A 19,351-nucleotide genomic window follows, 5' to 3' on the forward strand; every position below is an offset into this window, starting at 1 on the left:
GGCTTTTGTAGTCCTGGGCAAATCAACCAGAAATGAACATCTTTTTCAGCGTTTCAACTGGCAAAAGACTCACCCTGACGTGGAACGATTATTTGGCTTGGCGAAGCACAAGCTCCGTCAAACGGGTCTTGACCCGGAAGCAGAACTCACGAATTTGAAATTGATAGGCCGGCATCACCATGTAGTTCAAATCAGGACCCAACGAGTCTTTGACTTCCATGTACTTGGCCGTCTTGGCAGCAATGGCCTGGTATTGCGCCTCGTATTTATCGTAAGACGCCCTGTTGTACACCCTTAGAACATCGAGCTCTTTACGGCATTGCTCGGCGCGATTCTGGTTCAAGTTTGTTTCAGATTCTTCCTGAGCAGCCTCATGGGAGACATTGATTGGGGCTACAGGACGTGGGTTCGCAGGTGCAGCCTCATATCGCACAGTGAAATTTTCTGGTGGTGTCGAAGGCGCGGCTTCAGCGGGTGCTTCATGGACGACGGCTGGAGGGGGAGTCTCTTTAGGTTTTTCTGGGGTTTTCGTAGCGCATCCCGAGAGAGCAAGACCTACCACTACAACGATGCCACACATTTTATTCATCGGTTTCACCAAGAGGTATTTGGGGTTGGCTGAGTCGTTAGGTTCTGGGTAAAAGTCATCACTCAATCCATGATCGAGCGTACATTTTCTACCAGACTCAAGGCGCTCAGCCGCTCTTCCTTGAGTGCGCAGGTGAACAATAGTAGTAAAAAATCAAAGAGATGACGAGGAAAAGCTTGGCAGGAATGGCACAAATCCAATGGGCTAATGACTGTGGGATCAAGGTGCGCAGTCGAGATCCCCATGAGGATGGGTCGCCTTCAAAAAGGCTGCATCGGAGTGTGAACTGGATACCACCACCCAGCGCGAGAGCAAAGCCGGGCAAACGTCGCGCAGTTCACCCCCAATGCGATTCATACATCAATCAGCGCTGTAGAAAATTTGAATTAGTCAGTTGTCCGTCCGGTCAGGAATTATGAACGCAGTAAATCTGATGAGGTGACAGCAATGACTATCCAAGCAGAGACACTCGTACAACTGACCCAAGCGCTTCAGGGACGCGGGATGAAGATGGTTTCAGACGTCCATTTCATCCGTGCGCCATATCGGCACAATCATCGCTGGATCTGTTCTGTAGAGGAGTAGTCATTGAAAGCCAGCCGGAAACGACTGGCTCGAATGGATATAGCCAAAAGGACCTTAGGTTGAGCGACCCTCGCTACGATTTTGTTGTTTTTTAACGCCCTTCCCATTTTTACGTTCGTATTGATGATGAATAAACCAAGCGACGAGCAGTACGCCAGCCAGACCAAAAACGAACAATAACAGCTCTATTGCGGGACCCTCGTGTGAAAACATGTTTCGTTCCTCGTCCTGAAGTATCGCGCCTCAAAAACTGGCGCCTCCGAAATTATTCGTAACAATCCATACATTTTCAGGGTAGACGCCGAAGCTCGAGGTGACAACCCCAATACTCACGGAACCATTGATCTAGACACGTCACTCGTCGAAAAAACGTTCGCGAGCGCGCTAGCGTCAGCGATACGAGCACAAGAAGGAGGTCGTGACTACTGCACCTGCCCCAATCGCAAACCGCTTGAAATGATGCGGAAACGATCAGGCTTGAAGCGGGGTAGCCGCCCCAAACCCCAGAAACACAAAAGCCCCGCATTCGCGGGGCTTTCGTATGAATCTTGGCGGGAAACCAGGGATTCGAACCCTGGAGACGCTATTAACGTCCGCCGGTTTTCAAGACCGCTATGCAAACTCAGGCGGGCCGACGTTCTGAAAGCCTTAGGCGTTCCTTTACTCGTGGTAAGCGATCAAGCTACAGGCCGCATTCTGCTGGGGGTGTGTTTTGAGTTTGGGAACTGTTTTTGACCTCCTGGCGTCATGCCGAATGAACGCAAACCACATAAATGCCAGAGATTTACGAAATACATCGTGACCGCTTTCGACCCAATAACGGCCAGTCGACTGTCTACAAAATCCGAGCTGACTCCGTATGCCGAAAAAGTCTTCCAGAAATTTGCCCTGAGGTAGCCCTGTCGGAGGGCCAGCAGATCACCGCCGATATTGTTCGATCAGGCAAAATAACTAATCTTGGCCGGCGCATTGGGTCGCCTACTCAGATTCGAAGGGAGGTAGTCAAAATAATGATCATCCAATGCGCAGAGTGTCGACAATATGTTGAGGCAGAAGAGGCCGGCGGATACTGGCGTGGATTTGAGGGCAAAGAGCCCTCCTGCCGCTACACGCTGCTGTCATGCACGGCTTGCAGGTCTCCCATACTGGTGCGACAGACAAATATCGGAAACATGGCAGAAGGCGATAAATGGGATACCCCATTCGTTGTCTTCCCTCAAACCGATGTCCGAGTCAACCCAAATGCCCCGAGGGAGATCCGCGCTGCCTTCGAGGAAGCTTGCGCATGTTATCGGTCTCAGGCCTATACAGCATCCGCAATTATGTGCCGCAAGACCATTGAAGGAGTATGCGCAGAGCATGGCGTTGCGGAACGAAACCTCAGCCTTTCCTTAAAGAAAATGAAGGAGGTTGGGCTCATTGACGAGCGTCTATTTGAGTGGTCTGATGCACTGCGGATTGTTGGCAATGAAGCTGCCCATGGAGTGGGTATTTCAATCGCCCAGCCAGACGCGAGAGACACGATTGAATTCACAAACGCAATTCTCGACTACCTATTCTCGTACCGGGATCGTTTTGAACAATTCAAAAAGCGGCGGGCCGGCGACACCTAACTCTGCTAAGTAAGTTAATCGACGCAATAGTTGAAAAGTCGCATGCTTCCGGGCATCCCGCCCGGTTGCCACCCACCACCAGGACTGCTTTGGTTCAAGTGCGGCAGTAGGGAAACCAACTGAAAGATAGGGATTCGAACCCCCTCTTGCGCCACACTAGGCCGCTTCGAGACATAAATACGGTGTCTCGCCAATACCACTGGAGCGTAGCGGCCAACAGCGGCCCACACACTGCCCTAATTTTTCCCAAAATCCTGCGAGCCTTCAGTAGCCCAGCTACATCCACTCATGATGACCGACATCGAAGCACCAGAGCGCGGTACTTACTTCGGCATCCGGGACAGGCCGATCAGGAGGTCACGCAATTCGATCCAAGGGAAATTGTCCAAATCGCTGGTAGCGCAACCATCGACGTGCAAGAAAGCTCTATCGGCATCCCGCGCAAACTGAACTGCGCTGCATGCGGCGCAAAGTATCATATTGGCATCCAATACCCAGTTCAGAGACCAGGCATTCAGGCCTTCATCGCGCTGACATCTGGTGTTATTACTGTAAAGCGCCGTCATGGGATGCTGTGTATTTTCATCAGCCCAGCGGGCAACGTTCCATAAATAAACTTGCGCAACCGATCGGCTGATAATTCGCTGATATCTTCGTACCTAAGCAACGTCAGCAGTACACCTTCCAACTGGTACAGATAGCGCACGGCTACGCTTTCATCATCGGCCCGCTTTATCTGCAGCAGTTGCTGCTCGATCAGCTCATACGCTCCAGGGCGAAGGGACACACCGGCCATCTCATAGTGGCCGCCCTCGCCGCCAGGGTTGAAGATAAAGTGTTGCGACCCTGCCAAGCCGTGATCTGTCATAGAATCAATTCCCTTTCGATTGAGAGTGTCAGTGCGTTAAACCACTTTAGGCGGTACCGATTCGCCAGTCCAGGCGGGTGTTGTTGCCACCAGAACCAAAAAAGCCCCCACACCTAGTTAAAAGCGGGGGGCCTCTTTTACGCAAACGGCGTTATGGTTAATGTTTACAATCCTGAATCGCGCAAGATTTCTGAGCTTGTTTTCTTCGTTGCTCGCCGACCAATGGTGTACACCAGGCCATCATTAGACGGTGTGATGGCCAACAACTCCCAACCTTGCGTCAATTGCTGGTTGACCTCGGCTGTGGTGTCTTTGTTTTCAATCTGCACTATGCCTTCAAAGCTCATGGGTGACGCTCCTTGTGAATGACTGCCTATTGCAAGTATAGCTGCCTAGGGTCGTGAGGGCTTTTGATAGCGCACGATACCGGAAGGCAAGGACAGCTCCGGTAGTGGATAATACATCGGCTTAGCCACTGGCCCATTGGCAATAGGTTTGAACGGCGGAATATGTGACCAACATGGTCGCTCAATTGGCACCGGATGTACATGCGGCGTGGGTGGCTGAGACCTAGCTCAACGACCCGACTAGTTTCAAACCCGCCTCGTTCACTCAGAGAACTGCCAGACGCCAAACGCCTAATTCGCGTATTTGCTTTAGACCTCAACGACGCCAGTCTGACTCCAAAATGCCCTAAAGAGTGCCAGCAATTCTCTACCTAACCCAATTAAGCCGGAAGGATATCGTTCATCTAAGCGTTGCTCCGTTCGAGAAAAACACACGTATAAAAGTTTCATTTGCGAATGAACCACGCTATATCTTTAATGCTTCAACCCCTATCTCTTTAGAAGACGCGTGCGCCTTCAGCATCATGCCAATCGCTTCTGAAACGAGCGGGGGTACCGCATTACCAATCTGAGTATATCTCGGACACTCTAATTTTCTAGAGGAACCACCTGTTGTATATTTCCCAAGAAATTCAAACCAGTCCGGAAAAGATTGAATCCGAGCGGTTTCTCTCGCGGTAAGAATCCGAGGCTCACTATAGTGAATCACATCATCTGGCAAAGTAGTAATTGTAGGAGATGGTTGGTTCTTTGAAAGAACCGTTATCGCATGCTTTTTCAAACCTAACCGATCTCTAGTTTCCTTGGACAAAGACTTACCGGGCTCCGAGGCCTGACGAATCTTAATAAACTGAATTACTGTGCTAGTTTTGTGATTTGGCAACCTCAAACTATTTGGTGAGCCGACATGACCATCGTGCATAAGTTTTAAGTAAGGCGAAACTATATCAGGCAACTGGTAGACGATTTCTCTGAATCCTTTAACAGGTGAATCATTACTTTCGCGCAAACTCTTTCCTGCGGTTTCTAAATCTGCGATTGCGTCACACACAGAAACGTGCTTTCCTCGCGCGAGTTTTTTAATAGATTTAAATTCTTCACCGTAACCTACAAGCCGTTCAAAAAGATTAACACCATCATCCAGCAGCGAGCATATAATAAAATACCTGTATCTATTTTGAGGAACGCCAAACATTGCACAATTTAACTTACCACGCGAAACAGAATAACCAATACCGGATAGCTCATTACTAATATATTCCGCATACGACTGATTATAGTACTTATCAGCGTCACCCTGTACAACTTCGTTAAATTTACTATTAAATCCAGTGACATTTTCTATTATTAAAAACCTTGGCTTTACCAGCTTAACTAACTCTAAGTATTGTTCAGCCATTTTATTACGAGGATCAGCCGAGTTTCTTTTACCAGCTAACGAAAAGCCTTGGCATGGAGGTCCTCCGACCATCACATCTATGGTGCCAGCTAGAGAAATCAAATATGGGCTGAAATCAGTAAGCAGTTGCTCGCAACTCATCGCTTTTTTGGGCAACCAATCAGGCCAATCAAACTTATACCTCAGACCGTCAATTAGGTTATGACGCAAGGTCTCAAAAGCCATTGGATTTTTCTCAATAGCAGCGACGCCCTGAAATCCTGCCTTCAGTAAGCCAAGCGATAGGCCACCGCAGCCCGCAAAAACGTCGATAAATCTCATATTTTCCTGATTCCCCAACGCTCATAAACCGTACTGCAGCCTGTGTCCTGACAACAGAGCAAGGCGTGCCCGCAACGGGATGATCCAAAAGTTCCTCAGAGTAGCAAAATGGGCACCTAGGGCCTACCCTTTCAGAACGTTTTTTGGGTGCTCGTTACGTAATTTCAAAGCTTTAAGACGGTTAAAGCTTCAGATTTTTGGCTGATCCCCAAAGCCGTAGCTGTCTACACGCAAGCCACACGGCCCCTACCGTTTTGACCAAACAGAGTAAAAATCCAACCCTCACCTATAGACAGTTTCTGGGCGAGCCATCACCATGATGGCGGATAGCTCTGGGTGTAAAGGAGGTACGGCATGAAACAGGGAAGGTGTTAACGATGCTCACAGTGTGCACAGCTGGCCTAGCTTTTCGAAGCGAAGCGTTAAGCCCGATTATAGGCCTGTTATCTAAACCTTATATCTTTGGGATACCAAGATGACAGCTATAGAAAAATTCCGAATCAGTTCTCACCTGAAAGATATTATTGGACGAGATCTGGTCACAAATGAGTTTGTTGCAATATTTGAACTTGTTAAAAACTCTTTTGACGCCGGCGCAACTCGAGTAGATATAGAGTTCAACCCAGAAGACTCCAGCTTTACTATTGTAGATGATGGTCAAGGCATGACACTGGATGATATACGCGACAAATGGTTATTTGTTGCGTACTCAGAGAAAGCTATTGTCAACGCCGAAAACTACCGCGACAAAATAAAACCAGCTGGTCAATTTGCAGGAAGCAAGGGGATTGGCCGATTTGCTTGCGATACCTTAGGGGAACAGCTAGAGCTTTATAGCATAACTGCCAACTCTTCGAAAATATCAAAACTATATATCGACTGGACAAAATTCGAAAAAGATAGTAGCGAAGAATTTCAAAGTGTAAACGTAGATCTTGAAACAACCAAAAAATTCCCTTCCGTATACAACCCAAAAGCTCCCAGCACTCAAGGAACGATGCTGGTTATTAAGAATACAAGACACGAGTGGGATGAGGACCGTATAAAGCGCTTACGCCGCGATTTAGCAAAACTTATAGATCCATTTGGAACAAGTACAGATGTAACTGTCTATACTTGGCTGCTCGACGGATCAACTGAAAGAATTGATGGTGTAGATGGCGCTGTTGGAAATGAAATAGCTGAATTACTTCAAGAAAAAACAAGCCGAATCGAAGTCAAAATAGAAAACAACGATATAACCTCGACTTTATACGATCGCGGAAGGAAAATTTACTCTATACGCGAGACTTCTCCATACCCCGAACTCGATGACGATACAGTTGAAGGACAGATATATTTTCTAAATCGGTCCGCTAAGAAAACTTTTACTACTCGTATGGGTGTCCGCTCAGTAGAATTCGGAAGTGTTTTTTTATTTTTAAACAAATTCCGAATATTTCCGATTGGCGAAGAGAATGACGATACACTGGGACTAAACCGACGCAAACAACAAGGTCAATCTCGCTATTTAGGTACACGGGACATAATTGGTCGTGTAGATGTATCAGCATTACCTAAACGATTTCGAGAAGTATCCAGTAGGGATGCAGGTTTAGTAGAAGACGCTCGTAGTAGATCGCTATATGAAGCGATAAGACGACATATGATTTTCCGTCTGGAGCGTTACGTAGTAGGTGTAAACTGGAAAGACAAGCAAGATACTGATCGTGACACATCTGACGGATTGGAAACAGATAAAGCTCGTGAAAGAGTACTGGCTATTGTTGGCGGACTTGCCCGTTCAAAAGATATAGAAATTCTATATTACGATCAGGATTTGGTCAGGGTTTCCGATGACCCTGACCAAGTTACGGATGAAGCGCTCAAAGCGATGTCAATCGTTGCAGAGAGTAGTGGCAATACAACTCTGGCAGAGCAAATCGAAGATGCTAAACGTCGCATCGAAGAACTCAGAGTTTCACGAGAAGAGGCTCGACAGGTTGCTCAGCAAGCTGTGGCAGACCGGAATCGTGCGGATGCTCATATTGCACTGCTAGAACGTCAGGCAGCATTCTTAGGTAGCAGTCAAGATGTGGACGTAGAGCGCGTCCAACTGTTAATGCATCAGGCAACCATTCACTTGGGTCATATACGATCTGCTATCACAAATGCCGCTCATGATGTCCGAAGTATCCTTCGCCACGCCGACACCTCTAATTCGGATGCTTTAGATCTTGACGACGTCGAAGACATGTTCGCATCTATTAGGCAATCGGCAGTAAAACTATCAACATCTATTGCTGGAGCAACGCTATCAGGAGATAGATTAGGAACCGTGCTGTCTTTTGCACCAAATATTAGAATCGAATTGCAAACGGACAAGGTACACGGCGACCTATTACAGTTTCTGAATGAATACTTCGAAGTTCGTTTACTGGGTGTGCCTGGCATTCCAAAAGCTTCGTTTGATGATGGCAATCTTACGCTGGTCAGAGATTTTTCCCCCGTAGATATAGCTGTTCTAGTTGACAACCTCCTTGATAACGCACGTAAAGCGAAAGCTAGCAAAGTAGATTTTAAGGCGTTTCAAAAAGGAAAAAATGCGGTAATTATCAAAGTGGTTGATGACGGGCTAGGTATAGACGAAAGGAAAGTCGACTCTTCTAAAATATTCGAGCGTGGCTATACCGGTTCCATGAGTGGTACCGGGTTAGGTCTGTATAGCGTGTCTACAATCATAAATGAAATGCATGGTTCTATAGTACTTGCCGGAGATGGCTCGCGGGCGGATTTTGAAATTTTCATACCAGGAGAGAAATAATGAATCTAGATTTTGGCATATTATGGATCGAAGATTCATTCAGCCAGGAGGAGGAAGCTAATCTGACACGCCGAGTCGGTGAAGCTGGTTTCATCGCTCGAATTGAAACCATTCCAAACAGTAAAGGCATCGAGGAGTTAGCTCGCACTCACAGCCTCTATCATTGCTACGACATCATACTCCTAGATTATCGCCTTCAAGATGCAGAGAACGGGGATGCCATCGCACCTAGGATTAGAGAACTCTTCCCATCTACCACTATCCTTTTTTATTCCGGTAGCGTAGATGAAAACGTACTGCGCCGCATGATGGCGGACAGAGAGGTTGAGGGAGTTTATTGTAGCGCTCGCAGCAGATTCATTGAACGTACAGGGTCACTGATAGAACAGACTGCACGATCTCTTGATAGGCTTTCAGGAATGAGGGGGTTAGCTATGAGAGTAGTAGCAGAGTGTGACCAAATCATGAAGGGCGCAGTACTTCATATTTCCAAAACTGACCCGCAGAGCAAAACAAGACTTGGAGAGCTTGACAAAGACGTTATTGACTTCATGACAGGAATGAAGGAAAAGTACGAGGCTTCCATGCACCACGGTTTAGAAGAGCGATTAAGTACTCGCGCTGTTGACAGCGCAAAGCTATTCAGTCATTTCCGGCGCTTAACAAAAGCTGCCACAAGCAATCCGGCTGCATTCAACTTAAATAAAGATCAAACGGAAAAACTAAAGGCTTTAAGGGCGGAAAGCGCAAAGTACGATATAGACGTACTACAAAAAAGAAATATTCTAGGCCATGTTATAGAGATTCGCAGCAGCGAGGGATGGGTATTACAAGGCAATAAAGAGATAAACGTAGGCGACTTTCCTGATATTCGTCAGGTATTCGCCAAATACATCGGCGCCCTGCGTGATATGAGCGAGATCTTATTGCCGCTAGAGCAGCCGGCGGAGTAAGTCAACGCTCACACATACATATATATTATAGATACATCAGCTTTCAAATATCAACACAAAACAAGGAAGTAACATGAATAAAGAACCTGATAAAATCCAGCTTGAGCGCGAAGTTCTTTTAGGAGCCGACTCTCTTCTACGCAAACTATATGGCGAATACAGCGTCGATGAGGAGCAAACTGACAAGCCCGATGCTGCTATCTTAATAATGAAGCCGCACAAACGCTTGAGTAGCGGTCGTGAGCCGATCAAAGTAGGGATTGAAATCACAATTGTGGACTCGCGCGAATATCTCGCATATTTCGGAGACGTAAAATTTGGACGTGATCGTGTTGACGCTCAATTTGAAAACACATTAAATCATGGTATCGACCCAGAAAATCTAAACAAACAACTCAAGGTAAAGATACCCGAGACTTATATATTCGACGGTATCAAATCAAAAGCTAAAAACTATGAAACCTACTCTGAAAAGGAGAAGTTTGGCGAAGTCATATTGCTTTGTTTTAGCAATATTCTTGAGTCAGATAGCGCCTTCCTAAAAGAAGGGCTTGTCGAATGGACAAACTACTATTTGAGTCAATTAAAGTTCCCTTACGCCAAAGTTTTATTCTTACCCTTCAGAAGCACAACAGCTATAAAAATATACGACAAAAGAACCCCCTTAAATCGACAACCCTCCCCTTATGATTTTGAAGATCCTTGGATTATTGCGTCCGATTGGCCGATGCTTCTAACCGGAAAAAAATATAACCTTCTTGACTTTTACAATTCGCCCCCATTAGTCCCTCCAAAGAAAAAGAAATAAGACAATTGACACCATAGTCATGCGTAAAAGCTCATTAATTTTCTGCGGATAGGATATTTAATTTAACAACCTAGCTATCTTTAAACATGTATCAGTGGCCTGGTGTCCCCGCCTACTACGGCAATGAGTAACGTGGGCATCAATTCACGCCGAGAGTGGACACTCTCGGCGTGATGCTGCCCCGCAAATTCCTTCTATCCTTCAGCGAAGGTTCGGACCGCGACGTTCAGATTCAAGAACTATCCAATCTAAAGATCCAGCATCCGGCTTAACGCCTCTATTCACCGCTAACTCTAAGACTCAATGCATTATCATCGCCTGATAGCCCTGAGGTATGCCTGACATGCTCGCAGAGCGATCAATCCTTGGTCGCCGGTATCGGTGATCCCGATAATTCGTTGAGCATGCGCTGGGTCAAGTTGGGCTCGAAGGGCTCCATGAACCACATCGACGGTGCCGGAGGCGGCAGGCACGTTGCAACCACTGGTTGAGTCCGTGGCGTCGAGAAGGACTGACAGCCGCACATCAGCAGTGGCAAGGCGATCACGCAGAGCAGCCTGGTTACGGTGGGCATCGGATAACTCTCGAATGTGCTGTTGATCGGAGACGGCGAGTTGTTGTTCAGTGGCCAGACGCTTGTCCTGCTCAGCCTGCTGCTGACGTAGTGCGGCCTGGGTCAAATTGTTCAGATCGTCGGCCTGGAGCGATGCCTGGCGTGCAAGCTTCCCATCGTAACGCCAGGCTTGTACCTGCCAAGCTAGCGCAGCAGATCCAGCGGCCAGAGCCACCAGCAATAAGACGACGATAGCGATTCGGAACTGTGCAGGAATCAAGTCGAAGAAACGCATAACGCCGCCCTAGCTCTAGCCCAAAGCCGCAGCCGATCTTCCAGGCCATTGAGGCCACCATTGATTCGGCGAGTGATGGTAGTGAATTGCTCTTTATCAGCAAGGGAGTTCAGCCCATTTACTGACCAGTACCACGCTGCACACTCTGCCGCCCATTGCGGCTGCTCAAGCAACTCTGGGGTATACAGCAATCGGTCGTCAGCAAACAACGCCAAGCTGCAACGTAAATAGTTGTCATGACCGGTGACCTGGATCAGCCCACGGCCGCGATAGCGTTGGCCGTCACCATCGGCTGCCGGGGTGTTCCCCAGCTTGGCGGCCAGCGAGCCGGTATCGTACTTACTGAGGTATTGATCACTCCCCAGCTCACGCACGTACTGTAGCTGGCCAGACTCTTGGCCGATCTGGGCTAGGAATGCCGCCTGACGCTTCGGCGTGTTAATTTTCCATCTGGTCATGGACATGTTCAGTACAGGAACGAAAACGCCGGCTTGGCGGCCGGCGTTTGGGAAGATCTGCAGCAACTGCTGCTCAGTGATAGGCATGCTTTTCTCCATGCGTTAGAACGTTCGTTTAAGCCATTTAGACCGGCGAACCGTGGCTGTTTATGAACCTCGCCATTAAGGTACCGAGGTTGTCTGCTCCAAGCTGGTTTGGGTGGAGGTTGTCCGTGGTGTAAAGCGAGAGGTTGTAACTATTGATACCGCATTGACCACCGACATCGAAGCACGGCACGCCCATCTCCCGGCATACATCTATCATGGCCTTGCCAATACTTTGGATGCTCAAGCCATAACTGTTCAATGCCGGCGGCGCCGGCTCAGAGCCAAATTGACCCCGGTTCGTCGGCGTGAAAAAAAACAGCTGAACAGTAGGCTTGATGGTCAGGATGTTATCGATCAAATACCGAACGTTGCCGTGAATGGAGATCGTTTCCTTCGGATCGGCCAGAGTGCCCAGGGGACAGTTGCCGTGGCCGTAGTCATTCGTACCTCCCCAGATGGTCACCACATCAATTCCGTCCAAATCACCGGTCGCCAAGTTATCCGCCATCGTACGCAACAGCTGACCGCTGACTCCCAGATTTTTAGTTTGCTGCAGCCCGGTAACCTCACACAACTTCGCCGCGTACAAATTCAGTTGAGTGAACGAGTCCCCTAATGCGCACCATTTCTTCCCCCAAAATGGTGGGAGCATATTGGTCACACGTGTTAGCGATAACGAAGAATGATAGGGCTCATACCTGATAGGCAAGTCGGCGCCCTTGGTAAACATGATCTTCTCCGGTGAAGCACTGTTGGAGGAGATACGTATGTAAGCGGCATCTGCAGGCGCGGTCATGCTGTTCAAGTTCACTATTCCGGCCAAGAAACGCTTGTCGGCGTCATACCATGCGCCTGTCACACCTTGTGTACTGAACTGCGGCTGGGGCATGACGTTGATGGTTGATGACTTTGTTGTTGATCGGTAAGTCGCACCGTCATTAGCAACGGGAATAAACCGGTCGCCCACCAGCCTTCAACGTTAACCTCTAAGCCATTTGTCGAACTAATATTTTTCCCGATTATCCGTGCTCTGTAATCAAACAAATTAGAGGGTGTGTCGATAAAAGAGGCATGTCGCTCAGTCACATAATCCAATTGAGGTGACAACCCGGCGACTATGGCAGACCCCGTCTCAACAAGCGTTTTCGATAACAGGTCTTTACCGATGTACAGCCCCGCCTCGCTGCTATTACCGTTCATCTCCAGCCGGTATGGAACGTACTGACCAGGAAGCGCATCTGCAGCAACGATTGCCGTGATGGGACCTGCCCAGTTAAAGCTTACCCGCAGATATGCAGCTCCAGCCGGAGCACTCACGCTGTTGGCACCTCCAGCGCCAGAAATAAACGCTTTAGCGGCGGTATAAAAAGCATAAGCCATATTCGCTGCTGCAGGGACAGCAGCAAGAGAGAACTTATACGTTGCGCCAGCTGCCACCGGAATGTACTCGCTACGATACCAAGACCCACCCGGCGCCGTATCTCCCCCAGTTGTCGTATTAAAGGATCCACCTGCAACCTGCGTCGCGTTGTTGTAAAGGTTTTTGCCGACTTGGATACTGAGTGACTTAACCGGAGGCTCGATACTTGCCACCCGGGATGTCACACCACTCACGGCCGCTGCGCTTGGGTAGCGCTTGACCTCAATCGCAACCCCGGAACTGTTCTGGTACAGAATCAAATATTCATTGTTATCGGCGGTTGGCACACTGAAGTATTTCCCCGACACCGTACCTGCTAAACCGAGCGCCGTAGTCGCAAAGATTCCTGCAGATAGCTGAGCTTGACTACTCGCAATTTCAGCCCGATCTGCAGCCTCAACCACCACATTTAAAATGTCCTCGGGATCAGTCGTTACGATGTCCTTCAGCAAAGGCGCAACATACCCTCCGTAACCAATCGATACGTCAATCCTTCGTTCTTTTGCATAAAAAAACACCCGTGCGCTCGCATCCGCATGAGTCGGATTGGCAAGTGGGACAGTCGCCTCTGCGTCGCTAAACAACGCCGTAAGGATTGAGGTACCACTGCTGTAGACGTGAACGGTGGCTCCAGGCAGCAATACGCCGTCCTCAGCCCTTGCGGCAAAGAATTGAATAGGTTGCATGATGAGTCTCTGTCAGGTGATGAAGGTGATCGCCGGAGCGAAGTTGAGTTGACTGCGCACACTGCTCCAGGTGTCGTACGCTGCAGCGCATAGGTAATACGTGGTGTCTGGCGTCAGTCCCGTGATCTGCACGGTGCGTGATACGCCTTGATAGCCGATCGCTCCTGCAGTTGCCGGATCAAAGTCCTCCTCTGTCGAATACACAAACACATAGCCGGCCGCGTCTGGCTCAACACTGGCTGCGCAACTGACATCCGCTGTGGTGGTTCCAGTGACCGTGACGGTGGTTCCCGTAACGGGCACAGGCGCCGTATTGGTGACCAACAGCGACACCAGTGGTGCCTGGCCTGCAGCGTTTCGCTCGATGATTTCTACCCGATAGCTGCGAATGAGCGCACCATCCACCAACGCATCTTCACGTTGGTAGGTGAATGCCGTACTGGTGGTCGCCACCTCTCGCAGGAGAGCATTGCTGCCCGCGTGACGAACACGTACCAAGCGATCCTCTGCACGAGCTCCGGCCACCCAGCTCACGGTGAAGTACGGCGCCTCGAAGGCACCGACCAGGGCGAGGTTTTGCGCAGTATCAGGCGCTACCCGGGCGGGTGATAACGTGACGCTGTAGGCCGTGACATCCGCCAGATCCTCAAGCGCTCGGCCGTACACGTTAAATGAGCGGAACTTGACCCAGACAGTCTTGCCGACCTGGTCGGACGTGTAGCTGTATTTCCAGACCGCATCATCCAACCGCACAAACGGTGAGCCGATCGAGTGACTGGAGATGGCCGTGCTCAGACGCCCGCGTCTCAGATAGCTCAGCTCATACCCTCCGACTCCGGTGAGCACCGCGTCACGGTAACTCAGCAATTCAATAGCCACCCAACACAGCGTGGCGCCACTATCTGCCTCAGCGGTAGTGGCGGCTGCCAACTCGGTCGCCGCTGCCAACTGAATGGACAAGGTGTTGACCGTATCGGGGTCGCTTCCGGACGCGAGCGCTGCGGTCAACTGCCCCATGCGCGCCCTGCCGTAAATCGTCTCCGCTAACCGATAGCTGTCACCATCAGCGCTGATCCAGATCTCGCAACCGCCCCAGGCTTCACCCACTCCGGCAACACCTCCCCAGATCTGCAATGTGCCGGCGGGCAGCAAGCTTTCGGGTGGGTTGAACATGATGGGCGGAAGGACGGGGCCTGACGCGACGTTTTGATTGCCTTGATAACCGCTCTTGTTCTGTACGGGATAATTGGGCGCACTGCCGACGCCCAGCAACGCATCCTCGGCCACGATCGCCAACTTACCCATTTCGTCCTCCTCGACCGAAATCAACCGGACCAGGCGCTGATGCAGGTTCAAGCCAGGATCAGTGATCGTCACCAGGTCCATGGGCTCTAGGAGCACATGCTGCCAGCCGAGGGAGAATTCATATTCGTTGCGCACGTACAGCTTGCGCTGCACCAACAACTGCGCCGCATGGGCGCCGATGGCGATATTGCAGATCTCGTACGCTTTGATGGTGTCCATCGGTTTGGAGCCAAACTGCTCAATAGCAGCCTGGTCAGGCGCACGCACCACGTCCGTGTTGTACTCGTGATCGCGATCAAGGATCTCCAGCGACACCTCGTTGTAGCTGTCGGCCTGGCTCTTGATCTTGAGCGAGACCGGAGGCCCACCCTCCTCTGAGAGAAAATCGTCATCGGTCAGATCCGCCACTGGCGTGATGTTCGGAAACCACGTCACACCGTTGCCGGTGACAGCCTGGTCGCCGTAGGGGATCACCTTGAGTTGACCGGCAGACCATACCAGCTCGCTGTTGGTCAGCTGCAACCAGCGCGCGATGGCCTCATTCGCTGGCGCCTGCTCGTCGAGCACTGGACTCAAGAGTAAGTTCTCCGCCAAGCAATAGTTGCGGTAGTTCGACATATCCGCGACCCATGCCGGGGTAAAACCGATTCCGTCCAAAGGATCGAGCAAAAGCCCAGGCAGGAAATCGCCCGGGTTGGCATCCGGCAGGCCCGGCACTTGATAACGACCGTCCACCTCAAAAGTATGATTCTGTACGCCTGCGTTATCGTTGAGCAGGTACCTGCTGGAAAACACGTAGGCCGTGTCGGCGTAGGCGATCGCTTCAGCTGGGTGGCGAGTCTGAAGAAAGCCCCACACGGCCTGGTCATGAGTACCATTGGCGTAGTTCAAGCCAATCTGCGCCAGTGAGGAAAACACTTCCTTGTCGCGAAAAACTCGGTGTATCGCCCCCAGCGGCCCTCGCCCGATGACGGCATTAGAAACTCTCGCCTTGATCAGCTTCGTAATTGCACTCGCCATCCTGTATTGGGTCGGGTACCGAGGCGGCTTAAAGGACGGCTGGAGCGAAGGCTACGACGACGGCCACGCTAAGGGCTACATCCAGGGCATTGAGGAGGGCGAGTCGTCGTCCGCAACTGCTCTCGAAAACGCCACACGGCGATGTGAGCGCCTGGAACTGATTTTGATCAGGGAACCCCAGGACCGTCAGATCCTTCTGGCCATCGCGGGGAAACTCAAACTAGCCGCCGACTTCTTCCACGCCATCAAATCGAAAGGCCACGCGACTCAAGCACTCATGTTGCGCGACCACGCTTCGAGCATGGCCGACGAGTTGAATGCCTTCCGCCAGGAGGATGTGACATGAGCCGCGCCATCCCGATGCTGCGGCTGACGCCTCAAGCCGCTGGAACGCTGCAACAGCAATACACAAAGGCGATCAAGGAACTGTACGACATAACTCGCCGTAACCGAGAGTTCGACCGCCAGTTGAGAGCGCTCATCGGCTACAACAGGCTGCGCGATCTGCACAAAGCAACAGACGACGCCCTGCTGCTGGCCGACCTCGTGAAGGAGGCAGCATGAACTGGATCCTCACCCACACCGGCAAGCGTTTTGACCTGTTCGAACCTGACGCCGACATGATTGATCCACGGGATATTTCCCATTCACTGGCGCATCTCTGCCGCTTCAACGGGCATACCCGCGAGTTCTACAGCGTGGCGCAACACAGCTGCATCGTCGCCGAGCTGGTGCCGGAAGAACACAAGCTCGCGGCCTTGCTCCACGACGCGCCAGAAGCGTACCTGGGCGACATGACCAAGCCGCTGAAGCAGTGGATGCATGCATATCAGGACTTTGAAGACTGGGTATGGCAGCGCGTACGCCAGCGCTTCGACATCGCTGCAGAACTTCCTGCATGCGTTCACCATGCCGACTTGATTGCACTAGCCACCGAACGCCGCGACCTCATGCCAACCGATACGGCTATTTGGGATTGCTTGGTCGGCATACAACCCATGACTGAAACAATCCGGCCCTGGCCTGCCGCAGAAGCCCGACTCACCTACCACCAGCGCCTGATGGACCAACTTGCCATCGAACACCGGAGAAAAGCGGCATGAAGAACAAACAGGAAAACACCAGCGCCGAGGCCGCTTTGCTCCGTACCAGCAGTGGTGTCGACACGCCAGAAACAAACAGTCTCTGTTGCGTAGCAGCAGGCATTATTGCTCCTTCCAGCGCCCCAAACGAGGCGCTTATACCCCTCGAAAAGCTGTGCGGGGCAGCGGTCGCTGATGCAATGCTGAACGCTCAGGAACGCCCACCCGCGCAGCCTGTCATGGGGTATACGCCCCGTTCACCCGCCAAATCCATAGAGGCTGAAATTCTTTCGGACGAAGAGCTAGCCGACCTTACGGGCTATAAGCAGCGTGCCCATCAGCGAAAATGGCTTAGCGACCGTAATTGGGTTTTCATAGAAAGCCGTGGGGGCCGCCCTTTAGTTGGGCGTATGTACGCTCGCATGAAGCTCGGCATGACCAATCCAGCGCTTGTTGAGCAGAGCGCGCCGCCGATGCGACCAGTTTGGACGCCTGACTTCTCCAGAGTGAACTGAGATGCGGCCTCGGAACGCGGAAAATAGGGACCTGCCGCCTGGAATGGTGCGACGTAAACGTCCTCGCAAGAACGGCAAAGTGTGGGTCGGTTACTACTACAAAGACTCAACGGGAAAAGAAATCCCGCTTGGCGGAGATCTGAGCAAAGCTCGATTGAAATGGGCAGAGCTCGAGGCCAAGGAGAAGCCAGCAGATCTGACGATGATGAAGGGTATCTTTGATCGGTACGTCCGCGACGTCATTCCGAAAAAAGGAGAGCGTACTCAAAAAGACAACCTGGCCGAACTTAAACAGCTCCGCCCTACATTCGACAGCGCTCCCATCGACTCAATCACCCCGGCGAGTATCGCCGGATACCGCGACGCGCGCACAGCCAAGGTTAGGGCAAACCGAGAAATTGCCCTTCTATCTCACATATTCAACATGGCGCGCGAATGGGGGCTTACTGAGCGAGAGAATCCGTGCCAGGGGGTAAGGAAGAACAAGGAAGTACCGCGCGACTACTATGCCAATGCGGTGGTTTGGGATGCGGTTTATGGAATGGCTGGGCCCGAGCTTAGGGAAGCAATGGATCTGGCCTATCTGACCGGCCAGCGCCCCGCCGATGTGATCATCATGCGTAGTGACGATACCGAAGGCGATTATTTCCTGGTGACCCAGGGCAAAACCGGGCAGAAACTCAGAATTCTGATGCGAACAGAAGCTGGAGAAAACAGCCTCGGGAAATTGGTTAGAGAGATAACAGAAAGGAACGTGCGTCACCCTTCCAAATACTTACTGATCAACAAGTACGGGAAACGGATGACTAAGGGCATGTTGCGCTTGCGCTGGGACAAAGCACGGGAGAAAGCGCAAAAAAATGCTTTGGATCAGGGCGACCCTATGCTCGCGGCGAAGATCGGCGGGTTTCAGTTTCGTGATATTCGGCCCAAGGCGGCATCGGAAATCGTCGATATTGGCGACGCAAGTCTGCTGCTGGGGCACACTAAACAAGATATTACCAAGCGGGTCTACAGGCGGATCGGTGCGACCGCCAAACCCACCAAATAGGCAAAGTTTCGGAACGCCTAACCGAAAGTTTCGGAACGCCTCTCAAAAACCGTCGTGTTCCACCCAAACCCCAGAAACACGAAAGCCCCGCATTGCGGGGCTTTCGTTTGAATCTTGGCGGGAAACCAGGGATTCGAACCCTGGAGACGCTATTAACGTCCGCCGGTTTTCAAGACTGGAGATTTTACTATACATAACAATACGTTAACCCCTCATCGTTTCCACATCATGACATTTCTGAGAGCTCTGAAACCCGCGCAGATCAAGGGGAGCATATGGAGTTGCGGAAATGAAATACCATTCCTCCGGCGTCCTGCCGATCTAAATCAAACACCTCAATTGCATCGACTGCTACGCTGTTCACTCCAAGGAGGAACAGCCATGCCCAACTCAGACCTACTCCCTTCCCTGCTCTCAAAACTCTACGAAAACCAGCTCGCCCTAGAAGCTTCGATCATGGAGCTATCGAACTGGGTTGAACAACGGGGATCTGCCGAGGTGGCTGAAAACATACGTGGCGCCCTGCACACCATCGACGAGAACGAAGAGTTCATTAAGCTGACCTTGGGAGTTCTCATGGCGCCGGAGTAATC

Annotated in this window: 19 protein-coding genes; 10 read left to right on the plus strand and 9 right to left on the minus strand. The window is 50.8% G+C overall.

The window, feature by feature from the left end; translation table 11 throughout:
• Nucleotides 1-88: 88 nt before the first annotated feature.
• Entirely contained in the window at nucleotides 89-655 is a 567-nt protein-coding gene (locus BFN10_RS29780; protein WP_231999502.1) for a hypothetical protein, read from the minus strand.
• 1,529 nt (nucleotides 656-2,184) lie between these two features.
• On the opposite strand from BFN10_RS29780, the gene BFN10_RS24125 reads away from it, so the two are divergent.
• Nucleotides 2,185-2,787: a DUF4145 domain-containing protein gene (locus BFN10_RS24125; protein ID WP_244159054.1), complete on the plus strand. Its 603-nt coding sequence runs from the start codon at nucleotides 2,185-2,187 to the stop codon at nucleotides 2,785-2,787.
• A gap of 562 nt (nucleotides 2,788-3,349) precedes the next feature.
• On the opposite strand, the gene BFN10_RS24135 is transcribed toward BFN10_RS24125, so the two are convergent.
• The 3 genes from BFN10_RS24135 to BFN10_RS29040 all read right to left on the minus strand — a co-directional run bounded on the left by BFN10_RS24135 (nucleotide 3,350) and on the right by BFN10_RS29040 (nucleotide 5,722).
• Nucleotides 3,350-3,655, minus strand: a complete 306-nt coding sequence (locus BFN10_RS24135; RefSeq protein ID WP_071491800.1) for a hypothetical protein — start codon at nucleotides 3,653-3,655, stop codon at nucleotides 3,350-3,352.
• A 164-nt stretch (nucleotides 3,656-3,819) separates the two neighbouring features.
• Complete coding sequence (locus BFN10_RS24140; protein WP_071491801.1) at nucleotides 3,820-4,002, minus strand: hypothetical protein; 183 nt, start codon at nucleotides 4,000-4,002, stop codon at nucleotides 3,820-3,822.
• 466 nt (nucleotides 4,003-4,468) lie between these two features.
• Nucleotides 4,469-5,722 (minus strand): DNA cytosine methyltransferase, encoded by a 1,254-nt coding sequence (locus BFN10_RS29040; protein ID WP_083351466.1) that lies wholly within the window; start codon nucleotides 5,720-5,722, stop codon nucleotides 4,469-4,471.
• Between the two features lie 475 nt (nucleotides 5,723-6,197).
• On the opposite strand from BFN10_RS29040, the gene BFN10_RS24145 reads away from it, so the two are divergent.
• From BFN10_RS24145 to BFN10_RS24155, 3 genes are all read left to right on the plus strand, one after another.
• On the plus strand, nucleotides 6,198-8,525 hold the full coding sequence (locus tag BFN10_RS24145) for an ATP-binding protein (protein ID WP_071491802.1): 2,328 nt from the start codon (nucleotides 6,198-6,200) through the stop codon (nucleotides 8,523-8,525).
• Complete coding sequence (locus BFN10_RS24150) at nucleotides 8,525-9,478, plus strand: response regulator (protein WP_071491803.1); 954 nt, start codon at nucleotides 8,525-8,527, stop codon at nucleotides 9,476-9,478. Before BFN10_RS24145 ends, BFN10_RS24150 begins: the two co-directional genes overlap by 1 nt.
• A 73-nt stretch (nucleotides 9,479-9,551) precedes the next feature.
• Nucleotides 9,552-10,286 carry a hypothetical protein gene (locus tag BFN10_RS24155; protein WP_071491804.1) on the plus strand — a complete coding sequence of 245 codons (735 nt, stop codon included), beginning with the start codon at nucleotides 9,552-9,554 and terminating at the stop codon, nucleotides 10,284-10,286.
• A gap of 311 nt (nucleotides 10,287-10,597) precedes the next feature.
• On the opposite strand, the gene BFN10_RS24160 is transcribed toward BFN10_RS24155, so the two are convergent.
• The 5 genes from BFN10_RS24160 to BFN10_RS24180 are packed head-to-tail and all read right to left on the minus strand — an operon-like array spanning nucleotide 10,598 to nucleotide 15,981.
• On the minus strand, nucleotides 10,598-11,134 hold the full coding sequence (locus tag BFN10_RS24160) for a lysis system spanin subunit (protein ID WP_071491805.1): 537 nt from the start codon (nucleotides 11,132-11,134) through the stop codon (nucleotides 10,598-10,600).
• Nucleotides 11,116-11,679: a glycoside hydrolase family 19 protein gene (locus tag BFN10_RS24165; protein WP_071491806.1), complete on the minus strand. Its 564-nt coding sequence runs from the start codon at nucleotides 11,677-11,679 to the stop codon at nucleotides 11,116-11,118. Before BFN10_RS24165 ends, BFN10_RS24160 begins: the two co-directional genes overlap by 19 nt.
• Nucleotides 11,680-11,716: 37 nt before the next feature.
• Complete coding sequence (locus tag BFN10_RS24170; RefSeq protein ID WP_231999533.1) at nucleotides 11,717-12,475, minus strand: SGNH/GDSL hydrolase family protein; 759 nt, start codon at nucleotides 12,473-12,475, stop codon at nucleotides 11,717-11,719.
• Nucleotides 12,476-12,534: 59 nt separating this feature from the next.
• Complete coding sequence (locus BFN10_RS24175; RefSeq protein ID WP_071491808.1) at nucleotides 12,535-13,785, minus strand: hypothetical protein; 1,251 nt, start codon at nucleotides 13,783-13,785, stop codon at nucleotides 12,535-12,537.
• A gap of 12 nt (nucleotides 13,786-13,797) precedes the next feature.
• Nucleotides 13,798-15,981 carry a phage tail protein gene (locus BFN10_RS24180; RefSeq protein WP_162276388.1) on the minus strand — a complete coding sequence of 728 codons (2,184 nt, stop codon included), beginning with the start codon at nucleotides 15,979-15,981 and terminating at the stop codon, nucleotides 13,798-13,800.
• A gap of 76 nt (nucleotides 15,982-16,057) precedes the next feature.
• On the opposite strand from BFN10_RS24180, the gene BFN10_RS29345 reads away from it, so the two are divergent.
• The 6 genes from BFN10_RS29345 (at nucleotide 16,058) to BFN10_RS24210 (ending at nucleotide 19,349) form a co-directional block, all read left to right on the plus strand.
• Nucleotides 16,058-16,456 (plus strand): hypothetical protein, encoded by a 399-nt coding sequence (locus BFN10_RS29345; protein ID WP_071491810.1) that lies wholly within the window; start codon nucleotides 16,058-16,060, stop codon nucleotides 16,454-16,456.
• Nucleotides 16,453-16,674: a hypothetical protein gene (locus BFN10_RS24190; RefSeq protein WP_071491811.1), complete on the plus strand. Its 222-nt coding sequence runs from the start codon at nucleotides 16,453-16,455 to the stop codon at nucleotides 16,672-16,674. Before BFN10_RS29345 ends, BFN10_RS24190 begins: the two co-directional genes overlap by 4 nt.
• The gene (locus BFN10_RS24195; RefSeq protein ID WP_071491812.1) at nucleotides 16,671-17,213 is read left to right on the plus strand and encodes a phosphohydrolase; all 543 of its coding nucleotides are present in this window, start codon (nucleotides 16,671-16,673) and stop codon (nucleotides 17,211-17,213) included. The genes BFN10_RS24190 and BFN10_RS24195 overlap by 4 nt, the downstream gene beginning before the upstream one ends.
• A 251-nt stretch (nucleotides 17,214-17,464) precedes the next feature.
• Nucleotides 17,465-17,707: a DUF4224 domain-containing protein gene (locus tag BFN10_RS24200; RefSeq protein WP_071492035.1), complete on the plus strand. Its 243-nt coding sequence runs from the start codon at nucleotides 17,465-17,467 to the stop codon at nucleotides 17,705-17,707.
• A gap of 1 nt (nucleotide 17,708) precedes the next feature.
• The gene (locus tag BFN10_RS24205) at nucleotides 17,709-18,758 is read left to right on the plus strand and encodes a tyrosine-type recombinase/integrase (protein WP_071491813.1); all 1,050 of its coding nucleotides are present in this window, start codon (nucleotides 17,709-17,711) and stop codon (nucleotides 18,756-18,758) included.
• A 381-nt stretch (nucleotides 18,759-19,139) separates the two neighbouring features.
• A complete protein-coding gene (locus BFN10_RS24210) occupies nucleotides 19,140-19,349 on the plus strand; it encodes a hypothetical protein (RefSeq protein WP_071491814.1) in 210 nt (69 codons plus the stop codon).
• The last annotated feature ends 2 nt before the right edge of the window (nucleotides 19,350-19,351 follow it).

It is taken from the genome of Pseudomonas extremorientalis (assembly GCF_001870465.1).
Taxonomy (GTDB): domain Bacteria; phylum Pseudomonadota; class Gammaproteobacteria; order Pseudomonadales; family Pseudomonadaceae; genus Aquipseudomonas; species Aquipseudomonas extremorientalis.